Origin of the sequence: Novosphingobium terrae, from assembly GCF_017163935.1 — a bacterium.
GTDB lineage: Bacteria > Pseudomonadota > Alphaproteobacteria > Sphingomonadales > Sphingomonadaceae > Novosphingobium > Novosphingobium terrae.
Genome location: NZ_JABVZR010000001.1, coordinates 1,341,134 through 1,363,946, shown reverse-complemented (window position 1 = coordinate 1,363,946; position 22,813 = coordinate 1,341,134). Strand labels below are relative to the sequence as shown.

The following is a 22,813-nucleotide window of genomic DNA, read 5'->3' as shown; positions in this document are numbered from 1 at the left end:
TGCTTGTCGTCAGTTCCTGAGCGGCTTGCCGGTGGCCAGCATCGTCTCGATGCGCGCCAGCGTTCGCGGATCGCGCACCAGCTGCACGAATTGTTCGCGCTCCATCGTCAGCATCTGCTCCTCGGTGATGGTGTCGACCAGATCGGACTCGCCGCCGCTCAGCACATGGGCCAGCCGGCCTGCGACAACCTCGTCATAAGGCGTGGCGAGACCTCGCGCGCGGAAGCCCTGCACCGCCAGATCGAGCGCGGCCTTGCCCCCGGCGCCCGGCAGGCGGAAGGTCGGCGGCGCGGGCGGCTGATAGCCCTCGGCCAGCGCAAGAGCCTTGGCCTTGGCATCGGCCAGCAGGCGATCACGGTTCATGGTGATGCCGTCGCTGGGGCGCAGATAGCCCACCTCCTTGGCATTGGCCGCCGATTTGGCGACGGTGGCGGTGGAGATCGTCTCGAAGGCCTTGGCCACGGCGGGCATCGGCCCCTTGGGCAGCCTGGGGTTCTCGGCGAAACGCTGGATCATCTCGCCGCAGCCGCCCCAGCCGGGGATCAACCCCACGCCGCATTCGACTAGGCCGATGTAAGTTTCGGCATGGGCCTGCACGGCATCGGCATTGAGGCAGACCTCGCAGCCGCCGCCCAGCGCGAGACCATAGGGCGCGGCCACCACCGGGAATGGGGCATATTTCAGCGCCTTGTAAGCCTGCTGGCCACCGGCCACGAGCTTGTCGACCTCACCCCATGCCGCGATGTTGAGCGCAAACAGCGCCAGCCCCAGATTGGCCCCGGCGGAGAAGTTACGACCCTCATTGTAGACCACCAGCGCCTTGTACTGGCTGGCCACCAGCGGGATGGCCTTGCCGATCAGGCTCATCACATCACCGTCGAGCGCGTTCATCTTGCCGGTGAACTCCAGCGCGACAACGCCGTCGCCCACATCCCATAGCGCCGCCGAACCGTTCTTCAGCAGAGGCTTGGAGGCGGCCTTGATGTCCTCCAGCAGCAGCACGCCTTCGGGGCGGGTGATGGCGTGATAATCGCCATCGAGACCGAGGAACTGACGCTGGCCACCCTCCACGCGGTAGAACGGACGCCCCGCCGCGATGCGCAGGATTTCGGGCACGGCGATGCCCTCGGCTTCCAGACGTTTGGCCAGCGCATCGCTGCCCAGCCGGTCGATCAGCTCGAAGGGGCCGTAGCTCCAGTTGTAGCCCAGCTTCATCGCCGTATCGATGGCGAGGACATCATCCGCCGCCTCGCCCACCAGAGAGGCGGAATAGGCCAAAGTCGGCCCCAGCACCGCCCAGGCGTAAGCGCCCAGCTTGCCCGGCAGGCTGACCAGCGCGCGCAGATCCTTCTGCGCCGCGCCCGGGATCGACACAGGCTTGGCGGCCTTGCGGTAGTCTCCGGTGGCCAGATCGATGGCCTCCTTCACCTTCCCCGCCTCGCGGTTGATGCGGTAGAAGCCGCCCTTGCCCTTGCGGCCCGTGTAGCCGTCAGCGATCATCTTGAGGATCAGCGGATGATCCTTGGCGATGGCCTGATAGGGATCGTCCTGCGGCAGGCTGCGCGTCAGGCTGGTCTTGAGATAGGGCATCAGATCGATGCCCACCAGATCGACAAGCCCGAAGATGCCGGTCTTTGGCACGCCCATCGGCTTGCCCGCGATGGCATCGGCGTCCTCCACCGACACGCCCAGATCGAAAGCGGCATTCACCGCCGACTGCAGCCAGAAGGTGCCGACGCGGTTGGCGATAAAGCCCGGCGTGTCGCGCGCCGTCACCACGCTCTTGCCCAGAGCGCGATCGGCAAAAGCACTGATCCCGGCGACCAGCGCGGGATCGCTCTGCGGCCCGGCGACCACCTCCAGCAGGCGCATATAGCGCGGCGGGTTGAAGAAATGGGTGATGAGGAAATCGCGCTGGAACGCCTCGCTGCGGCCCTGCGTCAACACGGCCAGCGGCATGGTCGAGGTGTTTGACGACACCGCGCTGCCGGGCTTGCGCACCGCTTCCAGTCTTTCATACAGCGCCTGCTTGGCCTCGATCTTTTCGATGATCGCCTCGATCACCCAGTCGCAATCCGCGACCTTGGCCAGATCGTCCTCGATGTTGCCGACTTCGACCAGCTTGGCTGCGGCTTTGCTCATAAAGGCGGCCGGTTCGGACTTGCCAAGGCGTTCCAGCGCCTTGCGCGCCACCACGCTGCGATCCGGCCCTTCGGTCACCATATCGAGCAGCAGCACCGGCACGCCCGCATTGGCGACTTGCGCCGCAATGCCAGCGCCCATGGTGCCCGCGCCGATGACACAGACTTTGGAAACGCCGCTCATCACACAGCCTCCAGAACCGTGGCGATGCCCTGCCCGCCGCCGATGCACTGCGTGGCCAGCGCATAACGCCCGCCCGTCCGCGCCAGCAGCGAGGCCACCTTGCCCACAATGCGCGCGCCCGTCGCGCCCAGCGGATGGCCGATGGCAATCGCGCCGCCATCGATGTTCACCTTGGCCGGATCGAGCCCCAGATCGGCGATGCAGGCCAGCGCCTGGCTGGCGAAAGCCTCATTCAGCTCGATCACATCCAGATCGGCAGCGGTGATTCCGGCACGCTCCAGCGCCTTCTTGCTGGCCGCGACAGGGCCGATGCCCATGATCTCCGGGCTGCACCCGCTGATCGCCACGGCCTTCACGCGGGCCAGCAGCGGCAGATTGTGAGCGCCCGCAAAGGTGCTGCTGGTCACCAGCACCGCACTGGCGCCATCGGTCAACGGCGAGGCGGTGCCCGCCGTCACGCTGCCCGTCGCGCTGAAGGCCGGCTTCAGACTGGCCAGCGCTTCCGCCGTGGTGCCGGGGCGCAGGCAGCCGTCCTTGTCGACCACGCCCGCCTTGGTGGCGATGGGCACGATCTCATCGTTCAGGCGCCCTTCGGCCTGAGCCTCGGCGGCCTTGCGCTGACTTTCCACCGCGAAGGCTTCCTGCTGTTCACGCGAAATGCCATAGGTTTTGGCCACATTTTCAGCCGTATCGCCCATGCCGATATAGGCGGCGCTGCGCTTGGCCAGCTCGGCATTGGGCAGCGGGTTGAAGCCCATCATCGGCACGCGGCTCATCGATTCGACGCCGCCGCACAGGAACGCCTGCCCCGCGCCCAGAGCGATCTGCCCCGCCGCATAATGGATGGCGCTCATCGAGGAACCGCAGAAGCGGTTCACCGTCATGCCGCCCACCGAGAGCGGCAGATCGGCCAGCAGGCCAACAAGGCGGGCCACGTTGAAGCCCTGCTCGCCCTCGGGAAAGGCGCAGCCCAGCACCAGATCCTCCAGCGCCGAGGCATCGATGCCGGTCCGCTCGACCAGCGCGCGCACCACGGCGGCGGCCAGATCGTCAGGGCGGGTGCGGGCCAGAGCGCCCTTGCCCGCCAGATGGAACGGGGACCTTGCGTATCCAGCAATCACCACATCTTGGCTCAACTCGGCCATCACACATCTCTCCAACTGCCGTCCGTGAGTCGCATGCTCCGGACCATCTGCATTAATGGTGCCCAAATTGACCTATACGTCAACACAGTTTTGATGCATGATGTGATTCGCCAATTCGGAAAGTTCTGGCACAAAGCGAAAGGGGGCGATCACAGCCCTCTCGCTTAAGAGGATGGAGATACCCATGAGCCTGATGCTGATGGCAGCAGCCCTGATGGCCCAAAGCGTGGCACCAGCGGCCGCGCCCACCGGCGGCACCGCCAACACGGCGATCGGCCGCTGGGCCACGCCGACCAAACAGGGCGTGGTGGAAATTCGCCATTGCGGCGGATCGATCTGCGGCACGCTGGTCGATTCCGAGGGCATCCGCGCCAATTCCGACCTGCGCGACATTTACAACAAGAATGAGGCCCAGCGCAGCCGCATCCTCAAAGGCATCGAGATCCTGCGCGATTTCCGCCAGATGCCCTGGGGTTGGGACAAGGGCACCATCTACAACGCCGATGATGGAGGCACGTACAAGGCCACGATCACCGTTATGGATTCCGATACGCTCAATGTGAAAGGCTGCATCGTCTGGCCGCTGTGCAAGAGCCAGACCTGGAAACGCATCAAGTAAAATCAAAAGTTTGGGTGAGCCCGGTCAACGGGCCACCCCCATATTGGGAGAAGAATGATGAAGGCATTTGCCACCCGTCGGCGCAAGCCGACCTCTGACAATCGCCGTCTGCTGCTGGCCGGCAGCCTTGTGGGCACCATGCTGGGAGCGACCCCCGCGCTGGCCGGGGGCTTCTATCTTCAGGATCAATCGACCAAAGCTTCGGGCCGCGCCTTTTCGGGCGAAGTGGCCGATCAGGGGGCCGAAAGCCTCTGGTGGAACCCGGCCTCCATCGGCGGGCTGGAAGGCGGCAGCGCCGCGATCAGCGTAACGGCCATTCTGCCACGCGCCGATGTGACCAACACCGGCACGCTGATCGTGCGCCCGGGTCAGGCTCCCGCCGCTGTGGGCGGCGACCAGACGACGCATAATCCCATCAACAATGGCGTGCTGCCTTCGGGCGCGATCGCCCATGGCATCGGCTCGCATCTCTCGCTGGGTCTGTCGATCACCGCGCCTTACAACTTCACCACGCAATATTCGACGACCAGCTGGGCGCGCTACACCGCGATGACCACCCGCCTGCGCACCATCGATATCCAGCCCTCCATCGCGGCGGAAGTGGCGCCCGGCCTCAGCCTGGGTGCCGCGGTCAATGTCGAGCGGGCCAGCGCCTATCTCAGCAATGCCCTGCCCAATCTCTCGCCGCTGCTGCCCGATGGCAGTCAGGCGCTGAAGGGCAGCGGCTGGGATGTCGGCTATTCGCTGGGCGCGCAATATCGCCATGGGCCCTTGAGCCTTGGCATCAGCTACAAGTCGGCGATCACCCATACGCTGGATGGTTCGGTCACCATCGGCGGCCTGCTGGGGCCGCTGGCGGGGCAGAACACCACGCTCAACACCACGGCGAAGTTCACCACGCCCTGGCAGCTCAACATGGGCGCGCGCTACAAGATCACGCCCGGCCTGACCCTGAACGGCAGCGTCACCCGCTTCGGCTGGAGCGAGTTCCAGAACATCTATCTGGGTTCGCCTCTGAACACCGCCATGCCCGAGAATTATCGCAACACCTGGAGCTATGCGGCAGGCTTCGATGCCGATCTCTCGCCCACCTGGACCGTGCGCGCCGGTGTGCAGCGTGACATGACCCCCGTGCGCGGCGAGCAGCGCGACGCCCGCGTGCCGGACAGCAACCGCTGGAACTTCGCCTTTGGCGGCACCCATGCCATCGGCAAGGCCTTCAAGATCGACGCGGCCTTCAACTATCTGACGCTCGACAATGCGCCGGTCAACCGCACCACCGCCGCCTATGCGGGCACTGTGGTGCAGACGCCCATTCTGGTGAGCGGCACGGTCAATTCCCCGCATGTCTTCATCTTCTCGCTGGGCGGGCGTCTGAGTTTCTGACGACCCCACCCGACACAGCAAAGCAAGGCGATTCCCCTCCCATGGCCACCAAAGCCCCTCTTCCTCAGGTCGAACCCATCCCGCACAATTGGGAGTTCGAGCCCCGGCTGGTCACCGATTTCCTCGACCATGCCGTGCTTGAGCATGCCGAGCGCCCCGCCGTCGATTTTCTGGGCCGCACATGGGCCTATAAGGACATCGGCATTCTGGTGGAGCGCACGGCACGCGGGCTGCAGGATCTGGGGCTGGCCAAGGGGGATCGCTTTGTCCTGTGTCTGCCCAACACGCCCTATTTCATCGTGCTGTATTTTGCCGCGCTGAAACTGGGGGCCGTGGTGGTCAATATGAACCCGCTCTACACCGAGCGGGAGATGGAGCATATCTTCCGCGATTCCGGCGCGCGCATGGTGGCCGTGCCCGATATCGCCGCCATCCATGAGAAGGTGCGCAAGGTTGGCCCGGGTGCGGGCATCGAGAAGATCGTGATGTGCCCGATGGCCGCGATCCTGCCCGCGATGAAGTCTCTGGGCTGGCGCGTGCTGAAAATCCGCGAACATGCCCATTTCACCGAAGACGGGTTGCATATCGCCTACAACCGGCTGGTCGAGCGGCGCGAGCCTCATGATCCCGTCGAGGTGCTGCCCGGCGATCTGGCGGTGCTGCAATACACCGGCGGCACCACCGGCATTCCCAAGGGCGCGATGCTGACCCATGCCAACCTGACCGCCAATGCCCTGCAGCAGCGGGCGCATATCGGCAAGGGGCTGAAGGGACCTCAGCGCACCTTGGCGGTGCTGCCGATGTTCCACGTCTTTGCGTTAACGGCGGTGCTTAATTTCTCGGTGGAGATTGCCGCCGAGCTGGTGCTGCTGCCGCGTTTCGAGATGGGGCAATTCCTTGAGACCATCAAGCGCAAGCCGCCTTCGCTGTTCTTTGGTGTGCCCACGCTGTTTATCGCTTTGAACGCTTTGCCGGAGGAGCAGCGCCCTGATTTCTCGGGCCTGCGGGCCTGTATCTCCGGCGGCGCCCCGCTGCCGCTGGATGTTCGCCAGACCTTTGAGGAGTTGATGGGCGCGCATGTCTGCGAGGGCTATGGGCTGACCGAAGCCTCGCCCATCGTCGCCTGCAATATGGTGGATGGCCTCGTTAAGGAAAACAGCTGCGGGCGGCGCTTCCCCGGCACGCTGATCGAGATCCGCGATATGGAAGACCCCAGCCGCGTGCTGCCCGTGGGCGAAAAGGGCGAGATCTGCGTGCGCGGTCCTCAGGTGATGGCCGGCTATTGGAAGAAGCCTGAGGAAACCGAGAAGGTCTTCGTCGATGGCGCGCTGCGCACCGGTGACATCGGCTATATCGACGAGGACGGCTATCTCTTCCTGATCGACCGCATGAAGGACATGATCCTGTGCGGCGGCTACAACGTCTATCCCCGCGTGATCGAGGAAGCGGCCTATCAGCATCCCGCCATCGAGGAGGCCATCGCCATCGGCGTGCCCGATCCCTATCGCGGGCAGGCCCCCAAGCTTTTCGTGAAGCTGCATGAGGGGTACACTGTCACCCCGCCGGAAATCCGCGCTTTCCTTGAGGATTGGCTCAACCGCATCGAGCTGCCGCGCGAGGTGGAAATTCGTGACAGCCTGCCCAAGACCATGGTCGGCAAGCTGTCCAAGAAGGAGCTGGTGGAAGAAGAGCGGCTGAAGCGCGAGAAACCGGGCTGAAGTCGCTCCAAACTCCGCATTGACGCTTAGGTTAACCATCATTACGGCATCGATCAGGCATGGAAGGGACGCCATGGACGAGATTGCCCACACATCCGGCACACCGCTGCCATCCACCCGCGGCCCCCGCCCTGCCTCGTCATTGCGCGGCATTCAGGAGGTGGCTGAGCATCTCGGCGTCACGCACCGCACCTTGCGCTTCTATGAGGACAAGGGGCTGATCGAGCCGCAGCGCGTGGGCAACACCCGCATCTATGCCAAGCGCGATGTGGCGCGCATGCAGCTGATCCTGCGCGGCAAAAGGCTGGGCTTTTCGATCAAGGAGATCAAAGACTTCCTCGATCTCTACGATGCCGATCCGCAGCATGTGGAGCAGAACCAGATGCTGCTGGGCCAGGTGCGCAAGCGCATCGCCCAGCTGGAGCATCAGCGTGAGGCCATCGACAAGACGCTGATCGAACTGCGCGCCATCGAGGCGGAAAGCGACGCCTACAGCGGGGAATAGGAACCGGGCCGGTGCCTTACGCTTTCACCTCGCGATGACCGATCTTTCCGCCGCATTCTTCGACCGCGATTCCCCCTCCGTTGGCCACGATCTGATCGGGGTGACCCTGCTGGTGAACGGCGTGGGCGGGGTCATTGTCGAAACCGAGGCCTATGATCCGCTCGACCCGGCCAGCCATGCCTTTCGCGGCCCCACGCCGCGCACCGTCAGCCTGTTCGGGCCACCGGGGCACACCTATATCTACCGCAGCCATGGGCTTCACTGGTGCCTCAATATGGGCTGCGGCAAGGGTCGCGGGGTGCTGATCCGGGCGCTGGAACCGGTCTGCGGGGTGGCGGCGATGATCGAGCGGCGCGGCTTTGCCGAAAAGCGCCAGCTCTGCTCCGGGCCGGGCAAACTGACGCAGGCGCTCGGGGTGGATCACAGCCTCTATGGCCACCCGCTGGATCAGCCGCCGTTCCGCCTTATCGCGGGCGAAAAGGTGGAGGTGATCGCCGGCCCGCGCATCGGCATCAGCAAGGGGGTGGAGACGCCGTGGCGCTTTTGCCTGAAGGGCTCGCCATGGCTGAGCAAGCCCTTACCGGTCTGATGTTTCGCAGAAGCGGATGCGGTTGCCGAAGGGATCATGCACCTCGATCTGATCGCCCCATGGCAACGCCTGAAGGCCGGGGCGGCCATAGTTATAGCGTTTGGCCGTCAGCTCCGCGTGATAGGCCCGCACGCCGCGCATCCACACAAAGACCGTCGAGCCCGGACAGGCATCGCCGTGATGCTCGGAGAGATGCAGCTCCAGCCCGGCCCGCTCCACCCCCATATAGAGCGGTAGATCGGGCTCGAAACGATGCTCCATCGTCACGCTGAAGCCGAGAAAGTCGAGATAGAACTCCCGCGTCTTGGCCACATCGAAGATGCGCAGGATCGGGATGGTCCGTTCGAAGGTGATCTCGGCTTCGGGCATAAGCATCTCTTCCTCAGCGCAGCACCATCCACAGTGCCATCACCACCATCATCACATTCTCGGTGAGGGAAAGGAAGCCCAAGGGCACGGTGCTCGATCCGCCGACGCAGGCGCATTTCAACTCGCGCTTGTCGACATAGACCGCCTTGAACACCGAAATCCCCCCGATCCCGCCGATAAACAGAGCGATGGGCGCGGACAGCCACGTCAACACCCCGCCCACCATCAGCACACCTGCCAGCGCCTCGGCGAAGGGATAGATGCGGCCATAGGGCACCCATTGCCGCGCCAGCAGGTCGTAATTGAGGAACATGGTGGAAAAGCGCTCGATATCCTGCAGCTTCAGCAGCGCCAGCACGCACATCGAAAAGCCGATAAACCACTGCGCCGCCTGCATGGTGAAGGGCGTGCCCGAGACCGCCTGACTGACACTCAGCGCCATCAAGGCCGTGATCGCAAACAGCGCCATAACAGGCCGATAGCTGGTCGCCTTGGGATCGGCCACGGCAAGACCCAGATGGCGGCGCAGATCGTCATGCCCGCCGATGCGCTGGCCACCGATAAAGATCTGCGGCGTGGTCTTCACATCATACGCGGCTTTGAAGGCATCAGTCTCTTCGCGGGTGGTGAGCCATTTGTCCTCCACCACATAGCCCTTGCTGCGCAGCAGATGGCGCGCCTTCAGGCCGAAGGGGCACATATGGCCGGGCATCACCATGCGGTAGAGCGTGGCAGTAGGGGCAGATGAAGGCATGGCACGGGGTCTTTCCAGTTGGACAGGCCCGCCTTATACGCTCCGTACCATGGTACGGAGTCAAGCGCATGAGTGACATGACGATTTCAACCCTCGCCCGCGCGGGCGGCGTCGGCGTGGAAACCGTGCGCTTCTACCAGCGCAAGGGCCTGCTGGAGGTGCCGGAGCAAGGCCCGGCGCATGGCCATGGCGGCAGCATCCGCCGCTATGGCGCAGCGGATGCACGGCGGCTGCGTTTCATCCGTCAGGCGCAGGCGGCGGGTTTTACGCTGGAGGAGATCGGCGAGCTGATCGCGCTGGACAGCACGCAGGATCGCGCCCGGGCGCGCAGCATGGCGCAGGGGCGGATTGCCGCGCTCGATGCCCAGATCGCTCAGCTGACGGCGGCGCGTGATGCGCTTTCAAGGCTGGCGCACGATTGCGAGCACGGGGGCGCAGGCCCCTGCCCGATCATCGCCGCCTTCGAGACGCGCCCCTGCGATACACCGCTTGGCGAACATCAAGTCCGCTGATAGAAAAGCCATGAAAAGTAAGGGGATGAGCATGCTTAAGCTGAGTTCGGCGCTGGCCATGGCGGCCATGCTTTGCACAGGCTCTGCGGCCATGGCGAAACAGGGCGTGATCGCCTCGCTGAACTGGCCCGGCTCGGCATGGCGCTTCACCGCGACGCAGGGCCCCGATGTGCCCGATCCGGTGATGGATGGCGATCCTGTGCCCGGTGTGATCAAGCTCTGCCTCAGCAAGGATGGCGGGCATCATTGCTCCCCCGCTTTGCCCGATCTGCTGAAAATCTCCGCCGACAAGGACGATATCTACAACGAGCCGCATTCCCTCTTCGACTCCCGGATCGTTTATCCACGCGAAGGCAGTCCGCTGCTGCTGGTGGGCGTGGCCAGCACGCGGGCCGTCAACAATGACGCGCGGATCGGTTTCGCCGCCCTCACCTATGACAAGGCGAAGGATGGCTTCACTTTGGCTTATCGCGCCAACACCGGGCACAACAACAATCAGGAAATCCGCTATATCGAGAGCGGCCCCCTGCGCGGCGCCATCATCTGGGCCGAGCCGACCTCCAACGCCCCCTTCGGCTTCTGGATCACCGTCAGCAAGCCGGGGCCGACGGGCACCTATGTGCAGGCGCTGCGCTATCGCAGCGCCACCCGCTATGGCGACGGCAACCCGCTGGCGGTGATCGATTCCGAAATGCCCAATCTGATGGGCAGGCTGGGCCTGTGGCATGCGGGTCAGAAACTGCCGACGCCTGCCAAATGCGCCAATCCGCACCTCAAGGCGCAGGCCCTGTGGTGCTGATGGACGTGGTACTGATGAACGTGGTGCTGATGAACGTGGTGCTGATCAGCTAACCGAGGGGCGCCGCCGCGATCTCATCGAAGGCGCGTACCTTATGGCGCTTGTCGACCTCGATATCATGGCCGAGCTGATCGCGGAACTTCTTGATTTCATACATCATCCGGTCAGCGGCGTTGATCACCTCTTCCACCGAGGCGCTGGTGCCCGGCATCAGCACCACCGCGCCTGAACTCACCCCAACACGCCAGTCGGCATGGGCGATGCGCGCGGCGATCGCATCGTTCAGACGGCGCAGAATGCCATCGACATCCTCCATCCCGGCGCCGGGCAGCAGCAGCACGAACTCATCCCCCGCGATCCGATACAGCGTATCGCCCGTGCGGATCGCGCCCTGAATGCCCTTGGCCACCTCGATCAGACATTCATCGCCCACCGCATGGCCCAGCCGGTCATTGACCTGCTTGAAGTGATCGAGATCGAGATAGGCCACCGCCAGACTGCGCGGCGCATCGGGCAGACCGCCCATCTCGGTCGCCAGCCGCTGAAGCATGGCACGGCGGTTGGGCAGGCCGGTCAGCGCATCGCGCAGGGCAAGGTTTTCCGCCTCCTTGCGCTGGGAAATATCCTCCACCACCGCGAGGTAGAAATCGGGCGTGCCATCCTCCAGCGCCACCATCGAGACCGTGAGATACGTCCAGATCGCGCCGCCATCGGGCAGCAGATAGCGCTTTTCCAGCTGATAGTGGTCGATCTCGCCCGCCGTCAGCGCGGCCTGTTGTTCAAGGTCGATGGCCAGATCATCAGGGTGCGTGATGTCGCGGAAATTGCAGGCGTAGAGTTCTTCCGCGCTGCGACCCGTCACCGCGCAGAAGCGGTCGTTCACGCGCAGAAAGCGCCCCGCGGTATCGACATGCACCATGCCCACCGCGGCCTGATCAAAGGTCGCCTCGAAACGACGGGCCAGCGCCTTGTGGCTCTGCGCGGTTTCAAGCTGAGCCGCGCTGGCGATGCTGCAGGCGATGGGCGCCACCAGCATGCAGGCCACCCGCACATCATCCTGCGAGAAAGCTTCGGGCGCGCCGGAAAACACCTTCAGCACGGCGACATTCTCGCCCTGAAACGGGATCGGCACCACCACCATCGAGCGGACATGCGTGGCCCGGCAGGCATCGCGGTTGACGCGGTTGTCGGTCTCGCTGTCATGGCACAATTGCGGCTCGCCGCTGGTCAGGCAGGTGCCCGAAAGGCTGCCCGCCAGCTTCAGCCGCAGCCCGATCTTGTCTTTCAGCATGGCGCCGCTGGCCGCGCGATAGACGATCTCGTCACCGTCGCGCATCTCGATCACCGCACCCGAGGCCTGTGGCATCGCCACAAAAGAGCCTTTGACCACCGCTTCAAATGCCGCATCGATCTGATCCGCCACAGCGATGATCGAGGCATGGGCATCCAGCAGGCGGTCGATCTGGTCTTGCCAGTCTTTCACCTGTTTACTCCATATCCCTCCACGCGGGTCCATGCCTGTTAAGTGGTTAAAATCGATGATTGAAATGTGTTTAACAGGCTGGCAAGGATGACGGACAAGAGATGCCGGATCAGCCACTTGCGCCGCGCGCGCCGATCCCCCACAGCAGCGAGGCAACGCGATCACGCAGAAAGAAGGCTTGGGTTATGGTGTCACCGGAAGGCGTGTGGCTGGAACGCAGAACCCCCGAAACACCCAAGAGCTTCGATGCGCGCTCGGCAGGCGATGTCGATTACGGGCGGGTGGTGCATTCCGCCTCGTTCCGGCGGCTGCAGGGCAAGACGCAGATCCTCAATCTGGGCGACAGCGACTTCTACCGCACGCGGCTGACCCATTCGCTGGAGGTGGCGCAGATCGCGGGCGGGCTCATCAAGCAGCTCTGCCACAACCATCCCGGCCACCCCGCGCTGGAGCATCTGCCCGAACATGCGCTGATCCAGGCGATTGCCTGCACCCATGATCTGGGCCACCCGCCCTTCGGCCATGGCGGGGAGGTGGCGCTCAACTATTGCATGCGCGGGCATGGTGGTTTCGAGGGCAATGGGCAGACCCTGCGCATCCTCTCCCGGCTGGAGAAGTTTTCCGCGCAGCATGGTTCGAACCTGACGCGTGAGACCATGCTGGGGGTGCTGAAATATCCGGTGGCCTACAGCGTGGTGGCCAATCCGGCGCTGCGCCCGGCGATGCAGGAGAACACCAGTGGCACACCCCTGCTGAACCGCGATGCCAGCGTGCCGCCCAAGTGCTATCTGGATGGCGAAGCTGATGTTGTGGATTGGGTGCTGTCGCCGCTGTCCCCCGCCGATCGCGAGCGCTTCACCGGCTTCGATCCGCGTGAGGGCAAGCATGGCCGCGCGCGCCACAAATCGCTGGCCTGCTCGATCATGGATCTGGCCGACGATATCAGCTTCGGCATCCATGATCTGGAGGATGCTCTGGCGCTGAAACTGGTGGATGCCGCGCAATTCCGCCAACATCTGCCGCCCGAACGCTGCCGGGGCCTGCTCGATTACCTCGCGACGCAATATCCCGGGCAATATGGCAATGATGTCTACAAGGCGCTGAGCAAAAAGCTGTTCGGCGATGGCGGCACCCGCAAGCACCAGATCAACCGCATCCTCAATTTCGTGATCCCCAAGGTCTGCTTCGCCGAGGATCAAGCCTTCGACGAACCGCGCCTGCGCTACCGCGCCGCCCTGCCCCGCCCGGTGGCCGAGTTCCTCCATGCGGTGACGGCCTTTGTCTATCAGACGGTGATCCGCAGCCCCAGCGTCCAGCATCTGGAGTTCAAGGGCCAGCAGATGGTGATCGCCGTCTTCGAGGTGATGAAATCCGAACCCTCGGCCTTCCTGCCGCTCGATACGCAGAAGAAGCTGGAGAATGCGCCGGACCCGCTGCGCGTGATCTGCGATTATGTCTCGGGCATGACCGACGCCCATCTGCTGCGCACCTATGAGCGCCTTTTCGCCCCCCGCATGGGTTCGGTGTTCGACAAATTATAACAGCGCCCCTTACAGCAAAGCCCTAGGCGAAAACCGCGCCATGGCCACCGCGCCATGGAAATGATCGACATTGTTCAGCCGCGCCCCCACGCTGCAGCGCCCCGGCCCTTGCGGCGCAAAAGGCAGCGCTGTTTCCATCTGCAGCTCGCCATTGACGAAGCTGCGGTAATGCTGCCCGTCGAAGCTCTGGGCGACATGGTGCCATTGCCCCAGCGGATAGAGCTTCGTCGGCACGATCAGCGTCTGCTTGTAGCCCGGCCCGGTGGCGAAGGCATCGAGATACCAGCCCCCATCGGTCACGCGAATCTCGAACAGCATCCGCGTGGTGCCGCTGCCGGGTTTCAGCTCCGGTTCGGTCAGGCTTTCCAGATGAAACCAGCGCTGGGCAAAAGCGCCGCCATCGGGGCGGAACAGCGCCTCGAAGGTGAAATTTTTCGCGCCCGCCAGCGGGTGATTGTCGATCAGCAGAGCATCCTTCACGCCGTCGAACAGCACAGCCTGACCCCAGGGGCTGGAGGTCAGGCCCGGCTGACCAACCGGTGTCACCGCATGGCCGCCGATGCGCTCCAGATTGTCGAACCGCCATTCCTGAGAAGCAGGCGCCGCCAGAGCCTGTGCCACACCGGGCATCAACCCCAAAGCTGCGCCCCCAAGCACCAGATTGCGACGGTTCACGCGCACATTGCCTCTCCCTGATCTTTTATAGACACCGGTAGACAGCATGGCGCAAAACCGCTTGCCGATCCAGTCTTTCAGCGCCGACTGAACCGCAGCACCAGTGCCACCACCACAATCGAGAGCCCCAGCGCCAGCGCCGTCGCGCCAACCCCGTAACGCGCCGCCGCCTGTTCCAGCACGGGCCCCAGCGCATAGCCCAGAAGGCTGAACAGCGAACCCCAGACCGTGGCCGCCACAATGTTGAGCGCCACGAAATGCCGCGCCGGCATGCGCGAACTGCCCACCGCCACCGCCGTGATCGCGCGCAGCCCATAGGCAAAGCGGAACAGCAACACGAAGCGCGCCGGATGCCGCTCGATCAGTCCCAGAGCACGGCGGAAGGCGGGCCGCTCGACGATGGCGCGCACCACGCCGCTGCGCTGCGCATTGCGGCTGAGGTGAAACCAGAACTGGTCCACCAGAAACGATCCCGCAATCGCCGCCGCCATCACCGCATAGGGCGAAAGCCAGCGCCGATGCGCCAGCACCCCGCCCGCCAGAGCGAAGGGCTCTCCCTCGATTCCCGATCCAAGACAGATCGCGATCAGGCCATAACGGGCGATCAAGGCTTCCAAGCACATCTCCTGCGGGAAAAGGGCCGTTAGCATCAGATGCTGCGCCTGCGAAGCGCGGATCGACGGGCCGTGCGATGTTTCACCGTCACGAAACCGTCACACCACGGTGTGAGAGGATCGCGCCTGTCATGAGCGCAATCAGGGTTCTTGTGGTCGAGGACGACCCAGCCATTGCCGGGCAGATCTGCCACGGCCTGATGGCACGCGGCTATGCCACCGATCTGGCCGCCTCTGGCGAGGCTGCCTTCAAGGCCTGCACCGGCGGGCAGTTCGATGCCATCGTGCTGGACCGCATGCTGCCCGATACCCATGGCGTGGAATTGCTGGGCCGGTTGCGCGAAGCAGGCCCGGTGCCCGCCGTGCTGATGCTCTCCGCGCTGGGCTCGGTGGAGGACCGGGTCGAGGGTCTGGTGGCGGGGGCCGACGATTATCTCGCCAAGCCCTTCGATATGAGCGAACTCAGCGCCCGTCTGGTGGCCATCTGCCGTCGCGGCGGACGCAAAACCGAAGACAAGGCCGAAGACAACAGCGAGCTTGGGGGCGACCTCACCGTAGGCCGCCTGCGTCTGGAAAGCGCCAGCCACCGCGCCACCTTCGGCACCGAGGCGATCGAACTCAACCGCAAGCAATTCTCGCTCATGGCCTATCTGATGCGCCATGCCGACAAGATCGTCACCCGCGCCATGCTGATCGAGAATGTCTGGGCCTACAGCTTCGATCCGGCCACCAACATCGTGGAAAGCAATCTCTCCCGCCTGCGCACGAGGCTGCAGGTGCTAGGCTGCGACCCCATCGAGACAAGGCGCGGCGAAGGCTATGTGCTGCGCGCCGACCTGTGCAAGTAAGCACCGCCCTCCCCGCAACCCCGCCCCGCATCGGCCGTTTGGCGGTGCAGGTCGGCCTCGCCTTTGCTCTGGCGATGGGGGTGGCAGGCGGCATCGCTTTCCTCGCCGCGCGCTATCAGCTGATGCAGGAGGCCGATGACGCACTGGCCCATGAAAGCCGCAAGCTGATCCTCAAGGGCTATCCCAATGACAGCGCCACGCTGGCCAAACGGGTGATCGACCGCCGCGCCCAGAAGATCCTCGCGAGCCGGGGGCACATTGTCTACGGCCCCGATGGCCGCCTGCTGGCCGATGGGCTGGACATTCCGCCGCTGCCCGATGGCTATGCCGAAACCATCTACCGCGACCATTCGCGCAAATGGCATCAGGGCCGCGCGCTCAGCCTGCGCCTGCCCGATGGCGGTCGACTGGTGATCGTCGAGCACAGCGAAGTCGATGCGACCATGCGCGAGATGATGCTGATCGGCCTGATCGCGCTGATCGTGGTCGGCGGGCTGGCCGGGGTCACCGCCGCATGGGTGCTGACCCGCCAGATCGCCCAGCGGCTGGACCTGAGCGTGGGCGCGGCCGATGCCATCGCTCAGGGCGATCTCTCGCGCCGCATCTCGCTCGACGGGCTCGACGGCATTTTCGCGACGCAGGCGGGCAGCCTCAACCATATGCTCGACCGGATGGAACAGATGGTGCGCAGCCAGCGCCAATTCGCCAGCCATCTCGCCCATGATCTGCGCACGCCCCTCACCCGCCTGCGCGGCCTGCTGCAGGCCGAGGCCGAAGCCCATGCCGCCGACCGGCCCCTGCTCGACAAGGCCGAGCGCGAATGCCGCTCTATCATCGCCATTTTCGACTCTTTGCTGCGCCTGTCTGAAATCGAGGCCGGGCGCCGTCCCACCGCCATGGCGCCCCTCGCGCTGGACGAAGCGATCCTCGATGTCGCCGAAACCATGGAGCCGGTGATCGCCGACGCGGGCAGCCGTCTGGCGCTGGCGCCTCTGCCGCCCGCCACCGTGCTGGCCGATGCCGGGTTGGTGCAGCAGCTGCTGGTCAATCTGCTCGACAACATCGCGCTGCACACGCCCGCCGGAACGCAGGCCAGCGTCGCCCTCGCGGTGGAGCGTCATGAGGCCACCATCACCATCGCCGACAACGGCCCCGGCATCCTCCCGCCTGAGCGCGAGCGCGTGGTGCGCCCCTATGAAAGCGGCGGGGCCACGCGGCGTGATAAAAGCATGGGCAGCGGGCTGGGTCTGGCCATCGCTCAGGCGATCATGCGCTTTCACAATGGTGCGCTGGAATTAGTCGATAATCGCCCCGGGCTGATGGTGCGGCTGCGGTTTCCTGTTAGCAGTTAGAAGGTCAGGAAAAGAGAAATGCGAGGGGGTTACCCCCTCGCGCTCCCATTCCGTCTTCCGACGATAGGGCAAAGGCGCCCTGCCCTTGCGCCAGAACTCTCCACCTGTGGGTGAAAGAGTGCGATTGAATCGCCAAGCTCCATGCAAACAGGATCGCCTCACATTGCGCGGCTAGCCCGCCCAACATTCTAAACATGCAATGTTGGGCCTTCCCAAGGCCATCGTAACACAGCCGTCACACGCGCTTCCTACCCGCCACTCAACGTTCCGCAGGCCATAAAGGCCCGGAAAACCGAATGGGGTTTCATCACGATGCGTGCCAGACTGTTGGCGACGGCTGCTTTTGCGGCCTGTTGCCTTGCAACCTACGGACCCGCGCTTTCCGCCAAGACGGAAGCCGATCATCTGACCTATCTCGACCCGGCACTGTTCGCGCCCGGCCTCAACGTGCCTGCCCCGCCTGCGCGCGGCTCGGCGGAGGAAAAGCGCGAGCTGGACGCCCTGCACCGCCTGATCGCCGGCGCCAGCCCCGAGCGCCTCGCCCGCGCCAGGGCCGATGGCAAGAATGAAAACCCGTCGCTCTACAATGATGCTGTCGGCGTCGATCTCAAAACCCTGCCTGCCACCTGGGAGCTTCTGACCACGGTGCAGAGCGAAGGCGAAGTGCTGACCGACGAAGGCAAGACCTACTTCCACCGCACGCGCCCCTACCGCATCGACGCCACCCTGGCCGTCTGCGGCCAGAAGACCGACAGCGCCAAGCCTGCCGACCGCGCCTATCCTTCGGGCCATTCGATGCTGGCCTATTCGGTGGGCTGGATGCTGGCGCGGCTGATGCCGAACAAGGCCGATGCCATTCTGGCACGCGCCCATGATTACGCGCTGAGCCGCCAATATTGCGGCGCCCATTTCGCCAGCGACACCGAGGCCAGCCATGTGATCGGCACGCTGGCCGCCGAGCAGCTGTTCAACGATCCGCGTCTGGCCAGCAAGATCGCTGCCGCGCGGGCCGAACTCTCCAAACTGTGACCTTATCCAATCCGGGGGATACCTTGATGAACACGTCCTATCGCCGCGCTCTGCTGCTGGGCGCCTGCGCCTTCACGCTGAGCCTTGGCACCACCGCTTATGCCGCCACCGTGCCTGCCGCTCCGGCTGCTCCTGCCGCCGAAGATCCGGCTGAAGGCCCGATCCGCAACACCGACGACATTCTGGTCACCGCCACCAAGGTGAACACCAGCACGCCGATCACCGCCTCGGTCCACACCTTCGAGCCGCAGGCCATCGTCTCGCGCTCGATCATCGAGAACAGCGTCGCGCCCACCGCCGACATCTCGCAGGTGGTGATGCTGACGCCCGGCGCCTCGATCACGCCCAGCAGCGGCAATGGCGTGGGCCTGGCCGACACCAAGATCGTGCTGCGCGGTTTCCAGGACGGCCAGTACAACATCACCTTCGACGGCGTGCCCTTCGCCGACTCCAACGACCCCACCCACCACTCGACCTCCTACTTCCCCAATGGCACCTATGAACGCATCATCGTCGATCGCGGCCCGGGCGGCGCCACCGATCTGGGTCAGGCCAGCTATGGCGGTCAGGTTCATATCGTCAGCCGTGAACTGAGCGACAAATTCTTCCTCGAAGACCAGTTCGTCTATGGCAGCTTCAACACTTTCATGGACCGCTTCACCGTCAATTCGGGCCGTATCGACAAGCTGGGCGGCCTCAAGATCATCGGCGTCGGCGAATACAAGCAGACCGATGGCGCGCTGACCAACCAGGGCGGCTGGTGGGTGAACGGCTTTGTGAAGGCCGAGCTGCCCATCGGCAACAATGCGAAGTTCTCGGTGCTCTCCAGCTTCAACAAGAGCCCCTTCCACTCGGCGGACTCCGCCGGTGGCGCCACGGCGGCGCAGATCGCGGCCTATGGCAAGAATTACGGCGCGATCAGCCCGGCTCAGGCTGCCGGCTCGGGCTACACCAATGCCCGCTCTGACTGGAACTGGGCGATCAAGACCACCGATTTCGAAATCGCGCGTCTGCAATGGGATCTGGGCCCCAACATCACCATCGACAACAAGGCCTACACCTATTTCTACAAGAACTTCACCCTTTCCACCGAAGACGCCAGCACGCCCTGCACCACGCTTTCCACGCTGGATCAGTGCACCGGCACGGGCTATACCAATGTGAAGGCCATCGGCACCGGCGCGGGCGGCGGTGGCGGCAAGACCGTCACGGGTGACATCCCGGGCTATACGAAGGTCAACCAGTATCGCAACACGGGCGATATCTTCACCGTCAGCTGGAAGAATGCGCTGGGCATTCTGAAGGGCGGCTTCTGGTACGAGCATTCGCAGTCGCACCGCTATCGCTACGACTATGATTTCACCACCGCCAGCCGCGCGGGCGGGATCAGCGATTACACGTTCAATTTCAACATCATGAACAATGGTTCCAACTGGAACTACAAGGAAACCGACAAGGCCGCCAACACCATGCTGAACGGCCAGTATGTTCCGGCCTATATCAAATATGACGAATACACGAGCTGGGACCAGATCCAGGGCTTTGCCGAATATGCCTTCAAGCTGTTCGACGACAAGCTGACGCTGACCCCGGGCGTCAAGGCGATGGACTTCACCCGCAAGATCAACACGCCCATCGCCGCGCAGAGCAGCCGTCAGGGCATCGCCACCCAGCAGAGCTACAAGCCCGTGCTGCCCTATGCGACGGCGAACTATCTGATCAAGCCTGACTTCTCGGTCTATTTCCAATATGCCAAGGGCTTCATCATCCCATCGCTCTCGGCCAGCCTTGAGACCGCCGGCGCCACCAATGCCGCCGTGCCGCTCAACCCGCAGCCCACCAAGACCACCAACTATCAGACCGGTTTCGTCTTCGCGCGTGATCGCCTGAACATCGATGCTGACGGCTATTACATTCAGGCCAGCAACTCGACCACGATGGACCCCACCACCAATCTGGTGACCGTCAGCGCCAATCCGGCCACCTACAAGGGCCTTGAAGGTCAGGTCAGCTATGTGCTGGCCAAGGGGCTGACCGGCATCGTCAACGGCACGGTGATGTCCTCGCTGGATGACGTGACGCATCTGTGGCTGACCAAGGCGCCCAATTACACCGCCATGGCCGGCATGATCTTCGGCGATGGCCCCTTCAAGCTGAGCTATCTCCACAAGTTCACCGGTCGCCAGTGGGCCGATGCCGCCAACACCACGCGCATCGCTCCCTACAGCTTCGGCGTGCTGTCGGCCAGCTTCACCCACGGCAATCTGACGGCGGGGATCACGGTCAACAATCTGCTCAACAACCAGCCCGTCGTGGCTCAGTCGGGCAGCGGGGCTGCCACGCTCTACATCTTCCAAACGCGGCGCAGCTATCAGGCTTCGCTCAAGGTCCGGATCTGATCACCTTCGCGGGCGTGCCCTTGCCGCGAAGGAGGAGGGCCGGGAGCAATCCCGGCCCTTTTTTTGTTGGCGCAGGATCAGGCCAGAGGAAATGTCACGCTGACCGTGAGGCCGGGCCGGGCATCGCCGATCTCCAGCTCCACGCCATGGAGATGAGCAATCGCATGCGCCATGGCCAGCCCCAGACCGGCACTGCCCGCGCTGCGGCTGGGATCGGCCTGATAGAAGCGGCGCACCAGATGAGGGCGATGGTCCGCGGTGACGCCGGGGCCATTGTCGGCGATGGTCAGCGCAACATGCCCGCCTTGCGTACTGACCGCCACGCTCACCCGCGTTCCGGCGGGGGTGTGGATGATGGCATTCTCGATCACATTGGCCAGCAATTGGGCGAGCAGATCGCCATCGCCCAGCACCATGGCCTGCCCTGCCCCGATCCGGGCGACCAGCGTATGATCGCTGTCGCTGGCGACCGGCTCATAGGTTTCCACCAGCGCCGCAGCAAGCCGCCCCAGATCGACCGGGGCAAAAGGCGCGCGGCTGCCCCCGCCCTCGACCTGCGCCAGACGCAGGATCGCGCGGAAGGTGCCCAGCACCTGATCGGTCTGGGCCAGAGCATCCTCCAGCCCGGATTCCATGCCGGGTGTGCCCCGCGCCTCCTCCTGCAGGCCCTCCAGATGCTGGCGCAAACGGGTGAGCGGCGTGCGCAGATCATGCGCCACATCGGTCGAGACCTGACGCAACCCCGCCATCAGCCCGTCGATGCGGTCCAGCATGCGGTTGAGGTTGCGGGCCAGATCGTCCAGCTCGGGCGCGAAGCCGATCATCGGCAGGCGCTGCTCGGTGCGCCCGGCCATGATCCGTGCGATGGCGGCATTGGCATCGGCAAGGCGCGCGAGGAAGAACCAGCCCGCCACCCAGCCACCCAGCAGCGCCAGCACCGTCACGCTGGCGGCCCACAGCTTGGTGAAGCGCGCCATATGGCCGCTCAATTTGTCCACGTCGAAAGCATCGGTGGCGACCACCAGCAGCGAGCCGTCGCTCAGCCGAGTACCCAGCATATGCAGCTCTTCAGGCTCGGCCACGCGGCGGCCCAAAGGTCCGCGCTCGACCATCGTCACCTTGCCCCATCCGGCATGAGCGGCGGCAGGCAAAATCGTCCCCGCCACCACCCGCCCCTGCGGATCGAGCAGCAGATAGGAAAAGGTGCCCCCGCTGTCGGCGGCGATGCGGCGACGGATTTCCTCGGCCAGATCGTTTTTATGGGCCAGCAATGTGCGGGTTTCGGCGGTCAGCGATCCGGCCATGGCCTCATGGGCGTAATGGCCGACCTGATGCCTCACCATGCCCAGCAGCAGCGTGGAGGCCAGCGCGAAAACCCCGGCAATGATCAGCGCGAAGCGGAAGGCCGCGCTGTTAAAGGAGCGGAACCTGCGGCCTAATCCCATCAGCGCGCCAGATCATCGATACGATAGCCCGCACCGCGCACGGTCTGGATCAGCTCCTGCCCGAAGCCGCGATCCACCTTGGCACGCAATCGGCTCATATGGCTTTCGATGACATTGGTGCGCGGATCGAAATGGAAGGACCACACGTTTTCCAGCAGCATGGCGCGGGTGACCACCTTGCCTTCATGGCGCATCAGATAGTCGAGCAGCTTGAACTCCTGCGCTTGCAGATCGATGCGTTTGCCTGCGCGGGTGACGGTACGCTTCACCCGGTCCAGCGTGAGATCGCCGATGGTGCTGACCACCAACTCCTGAGCGATCGGCGGGCGGCGCGACAGCGCCGTGACGCGAGCCAGCAGCTCGGCAGAGGCGAAGGGCTTGACCAGATAATCGTCGGCGCCCGCTTCCAGCCCCTCCACCCGGTCATCGATGCCATCCATCGCGGTCAGCAGCAGAGCGGGCGTGCGCACCCCCGCCGCGCGCAAGGCTTTCAACACTGAAAGCCCATCGATCCCCGGCACCATGCGGTCGAGGATCAGCACGCCGTAATCGCCCTGGGTGGCCAGAAAGATCGCGTCGGGGCCGTTGCGGCACTCCTCCACCACATGGCCCGCGGCGGCCAGCTGGCGCGCGGCCTGAGTGCGGGTGGCATCGTCATCTTCCAGCAGCAGCAGTTTCATCGGGGCCTCATGTCAGGCCTGTGCCC

The 22,813-nt window shown here is 64.3% G+C and carries 21 protein-coding genes; 12 read left to right on the top strand and 9 right to left on the bottom strand.

What is annotated here, in order from left to right; all coding sequences use genetic code 11:
• Window positions 1-9 precede the first annotated feature (9 nt).
• Complete coding sequence (locus tag HGK27_RS06375; protein ID WP_206239681.1) at window positions 10-2,325, bottom strand: 3-hydroxyacyl-CoA dehydrogenase/enoyl-CoA hydratase family protein; 2,316 nt, start codon at window positions 2,323-2,325, stop codon at window positions 10-12.
• Entirely contained in the window at window positions 2,325-3,470 is a 1,146-nt protein-coding gene (locus HGK27_RS06370) for a thiolase family protein (RefSeq protein ID WP_206239679.1), read from the bottom strand. The genes HGK27_RS06375 and HGK27_RS06370 overlap by 1 nt, the downstream gene beginning before the upstream one ends.
• Before the next feature lie 184 nt (window positions 3,471-3,654).
• On the opposite strand from HGK27_RS06370, the gene HGK27_RS06365 reads away from it, so the two are divergent.
• The 5 genes from HGK27_RS06365 (at window position 3,655) to HGK27_RS06345 (ending at window position 8,287) form a co-directional block, all read left to right on the top strand.
• Entirely contained in the window at window positions 3,655-4,089 is a 435-nt protein-coding gene (locus HGK27_RS06365) for a DUF2147 domain-containing protein (RefSeq protein ID WP_241126884.1), read from the top strand.
• A gap of 54 nt (window positions 4,090-4,143) precedes the next feature.
• Window positions 4,144-5,475 carry an OmpP1/FadL family transporter gene (locus tag HGK27_RS06360; protein ID WP_241126882.1) on the top strand — a complete coding sequence of 444 codons (1,332 nt, stop codon included), beginning with the start codon at window positions 4,144-4,146 and terminating at the stop codon, window positions 5,473-5,475.
• Between the two features lie 41 nt (window positions 5,476-5,516).
• Complete coding sequence (locus tag HGK27_RS06355) at window positions 5,517-7,193, top strand: long-chain-fatty-acid--CoA ligase (protein ID WP_206239676.1); 1,677 nt, start codon at window positions 5,517-5,519, stop codon at window positions 7,191-7,193.
• A 73-nt stretch (window positions 7,194-7,266) separates the two neighbouring features.
• Window positions 7,267-7,698, top strand: a complete 432-nt coding sequence (locus tag HGK27_RS06350) for a MerR family transcriptional regulator (RefSeq protein WP_206239674.1) — start codon at window positions 7,267-7,269, stop codon at window positions 7,696-7,698.
• Window positions 7,699-7,732: 34 nt separating this feature from the next.
• On the top strand, window positions 7,733-8,287 hold the full coding sequence (locus HGK27_RS06345; RefSeq protein ID WP_206239672.1) for a DNA-3-methyladenine glycosylase: 555 nt from the start codon (window positions 7,733-7,735) through the stop codon (window positions 8,285-8,287).
• Here the strand turns inward: HGK27_RS06345 and HGK27_RS06340 are convergent.
• Both HGK27_RS06340 and HGK27_RS06335 read right to left on the bottom strand, forming a co-directional pair.
• A complete protein-coding gene (locus HGK27_RS06340; protein ID WP_206239670.1) occupies window positions 8,276-8,656 on the bottom strand; it encodes a glyoxalase superfamily protein in 381 nt (126 codons plus the stop codon). The two genes, HGK27_RS06345 and HGK27_RS06340, sit on opposite strands and share 12 nt — an antisense overlap.
• Window positions 8,657-8,669: 13 nt before the next feature.
• Window positions 8,670-9,410: a MauE/DoxX family redox-associated membrane protein gene (locus HGK27_RS06335; RefSeq protein WP_206239669.1), complete on the bottom strand. Its 741-nt coding sequence runs from the start codon at window positions 9,408-9,410 to the stop codon at window positions 8,670-8,672.
• A gap of 68 nt (window positions 9,411-9,478) precedes the next feature.
• Here HGK27_RS06335 and HGK27_RS06330 point away from each other — a divergent pair, with 68 nt between their 5' ends.
• On the top strand, window positions 9,479-9,922 hold the full coding sequence (locus tag HGK27_RS06330) for a MerR family transcriptional regulator (protein ID WP_206239667.1): 444 nt from the start codon (window positions 9,479-9,481) through the stop codon (window positions 9,920-9,922).
• Window positions 9,923-9,953: 31 nt separating this feature from the next.
• On the top strand, window positions 9,954-10,721 hold the full coding sequence (locus tag HGK27_RS06325; RefSeq protein ID WP_206239665.1) for a hypothetical protein: 768 nt from the start codon (window positions 9,954-9,956) through the stop codon (window positions 10,719-10,721).
• 49 nt (window positions 10,722-10,770) lie between these two features.
• On the opposite strand, the gene HGK27_RS06320 is transcribed toward HGK27_RS06325, so the two are convergent.
• Window positions 10,771-12,204, bottom strand: coding sequence for a sensor domain-containing diguanylate cyclase (locus HGK27_RS06320; RefSeq protein WP_206239663.1), 1,434 nt, complete (start codon window positions 12,202-12,204; stop codon window positions 10,771-10,773).
• Window positions 12,205-12,389: 185 nt separating this feature from the next.
• Between HGK27_RS06320 and HGK27_RS06315 the strand changes: the two genes are divergently transcribed.
• Window positions 12,390-13,745: an anti-phage deoxyguanosine triphosphatase gene (locus HGK27_RS06315; RefSeq protein ID WP_206239657.1), complete on the top strand. Its 1,356-nt coding sequence runs from the start codon at window positions 12,390-12,392 to the stop codon at window positions 13,743-13,745.
• 9 nt (window positions 13,746-13,754) lie between these two features.
• On the opposite strand, the gene HGK27_RS06310 is transcribed toward HGK27_RS06315, so the two are convergent.
• Both HGK27_RS06310 and HGK27_RS06305 read right to left on the bottom strand, forming a co-directional pair.
• On the bottom strand, window positions 13,755-14,426 hold the full coding sequence (locus tag HGK27_RS06310; protein WP_206239656.1) for a LamG domain-containing protein: 672 nt from the start codon (window positions 14,424-14,426) through the stop codon (window positions 13,755-13,757).
• 71 nt (window positions 14,427-14,497) lie between these two features.
• Entirely contained in the window at window positions 14,498-15,037 is a 540-nt protein-coding gene (locus HGK27_RS06305; protein ID WP_206239654.1) for a DedA family protein, read from the bottom strand.
• A gap of 128 nt (window positions 15,038-15,165) precedes the next feature.
• On the opposite strand from HGK27_RS06305, the gene HGK27_RS06300 reads away from it, so the two are divergent.
• From HGK27_RS06300 to HGK27_RS06285, 4 genes are all read left to right on the top strand, one after another.
• Window positions 15,166-15,882 carry a response regulator transcription factor gene (locus tag HGK27_RS06300; protein ID WP_241126879.1) on the top strand — a complete coding sequence of 239 codons (717 nt, stop codon included), beginning with the start codon at window positions 15,166-15,168 and terminating at the stop codon, window positions 15,880-15,882.
• Entirely contained in the window at window positions 15,873-17,234 is a 1,362-nt protein-coding gene (locus HGK27_RS06295; protein ID WP_206239652.1) for a sensor histidine kinase, read from the top strand. Before HGK27_RS06300 ends, HGK27_RS06295 begins: the two co-directional genes overlap by 10 nt.
• 312 nt (window positions 17,235-17,546) lie before the next feature.
• Window positions 17,547-18,263 (top strand): phosphatase PAP2 family protein, encoded by a 717-nt coding sequence (locus HGK27_RS06290; protein WP_206239650.1) that lies wholly within the window; start codon window positions 17,547-17,549, stop codon window positions 18,261-18,263.
• 26 nt (window positions 18,264-18,289) lie between these two features.
• Complete coding sequence (locus tag HGK27_RS06285) at window positions 18,290-20,662, top strand: TonB-dependent receptor (RefSeq protein WP_206239649.1); 2,373 nt, start codon at window positions 18,290-18,292, stop codon at window positions 20,660-20,662.
• A gap of 77 nt (window positions 20,663-20,739) precedes the next feature.
• Here HGK27_RS06285 and HGK27_RS06280 read toward each other — a convergent pair whose 3' ends face one another.
• Both HGK27_RS06280 and HGK27_RS06275 read right to left on the bottom strand, forming a co-directional pair.
• Window positions 20,740-22,107: a sensor histidine kinase gene (locus HGK27_RS06280; RefSeq protein ID WP_206239647.1), complete on the bottom strand. Its 1,368-nt coding sequence runs from the start codon at window positions 22,105-22,107 to the stop codon at window positions 20,740-20,742.
• The gene (locus tag HGK27_RS06275) at window positions 22,107-22,787 is read right to left on the bottom strand and encodes a winged helix-turn-helix domain-containing protein (RefSeq protein WP_206239645.1); all 681 of its coding nucleotides are present in this window, start codon (window positions 22,785-22,787) and stop codon (window positions 22,107-22,109) included. Before HGK27_RS06275 ends, HGK27_RS06280 begins: the two co-directional genes overlap by 1 nt.
• Window positions 22,788-22,813 lie beyond the last annotated feature (26 nt).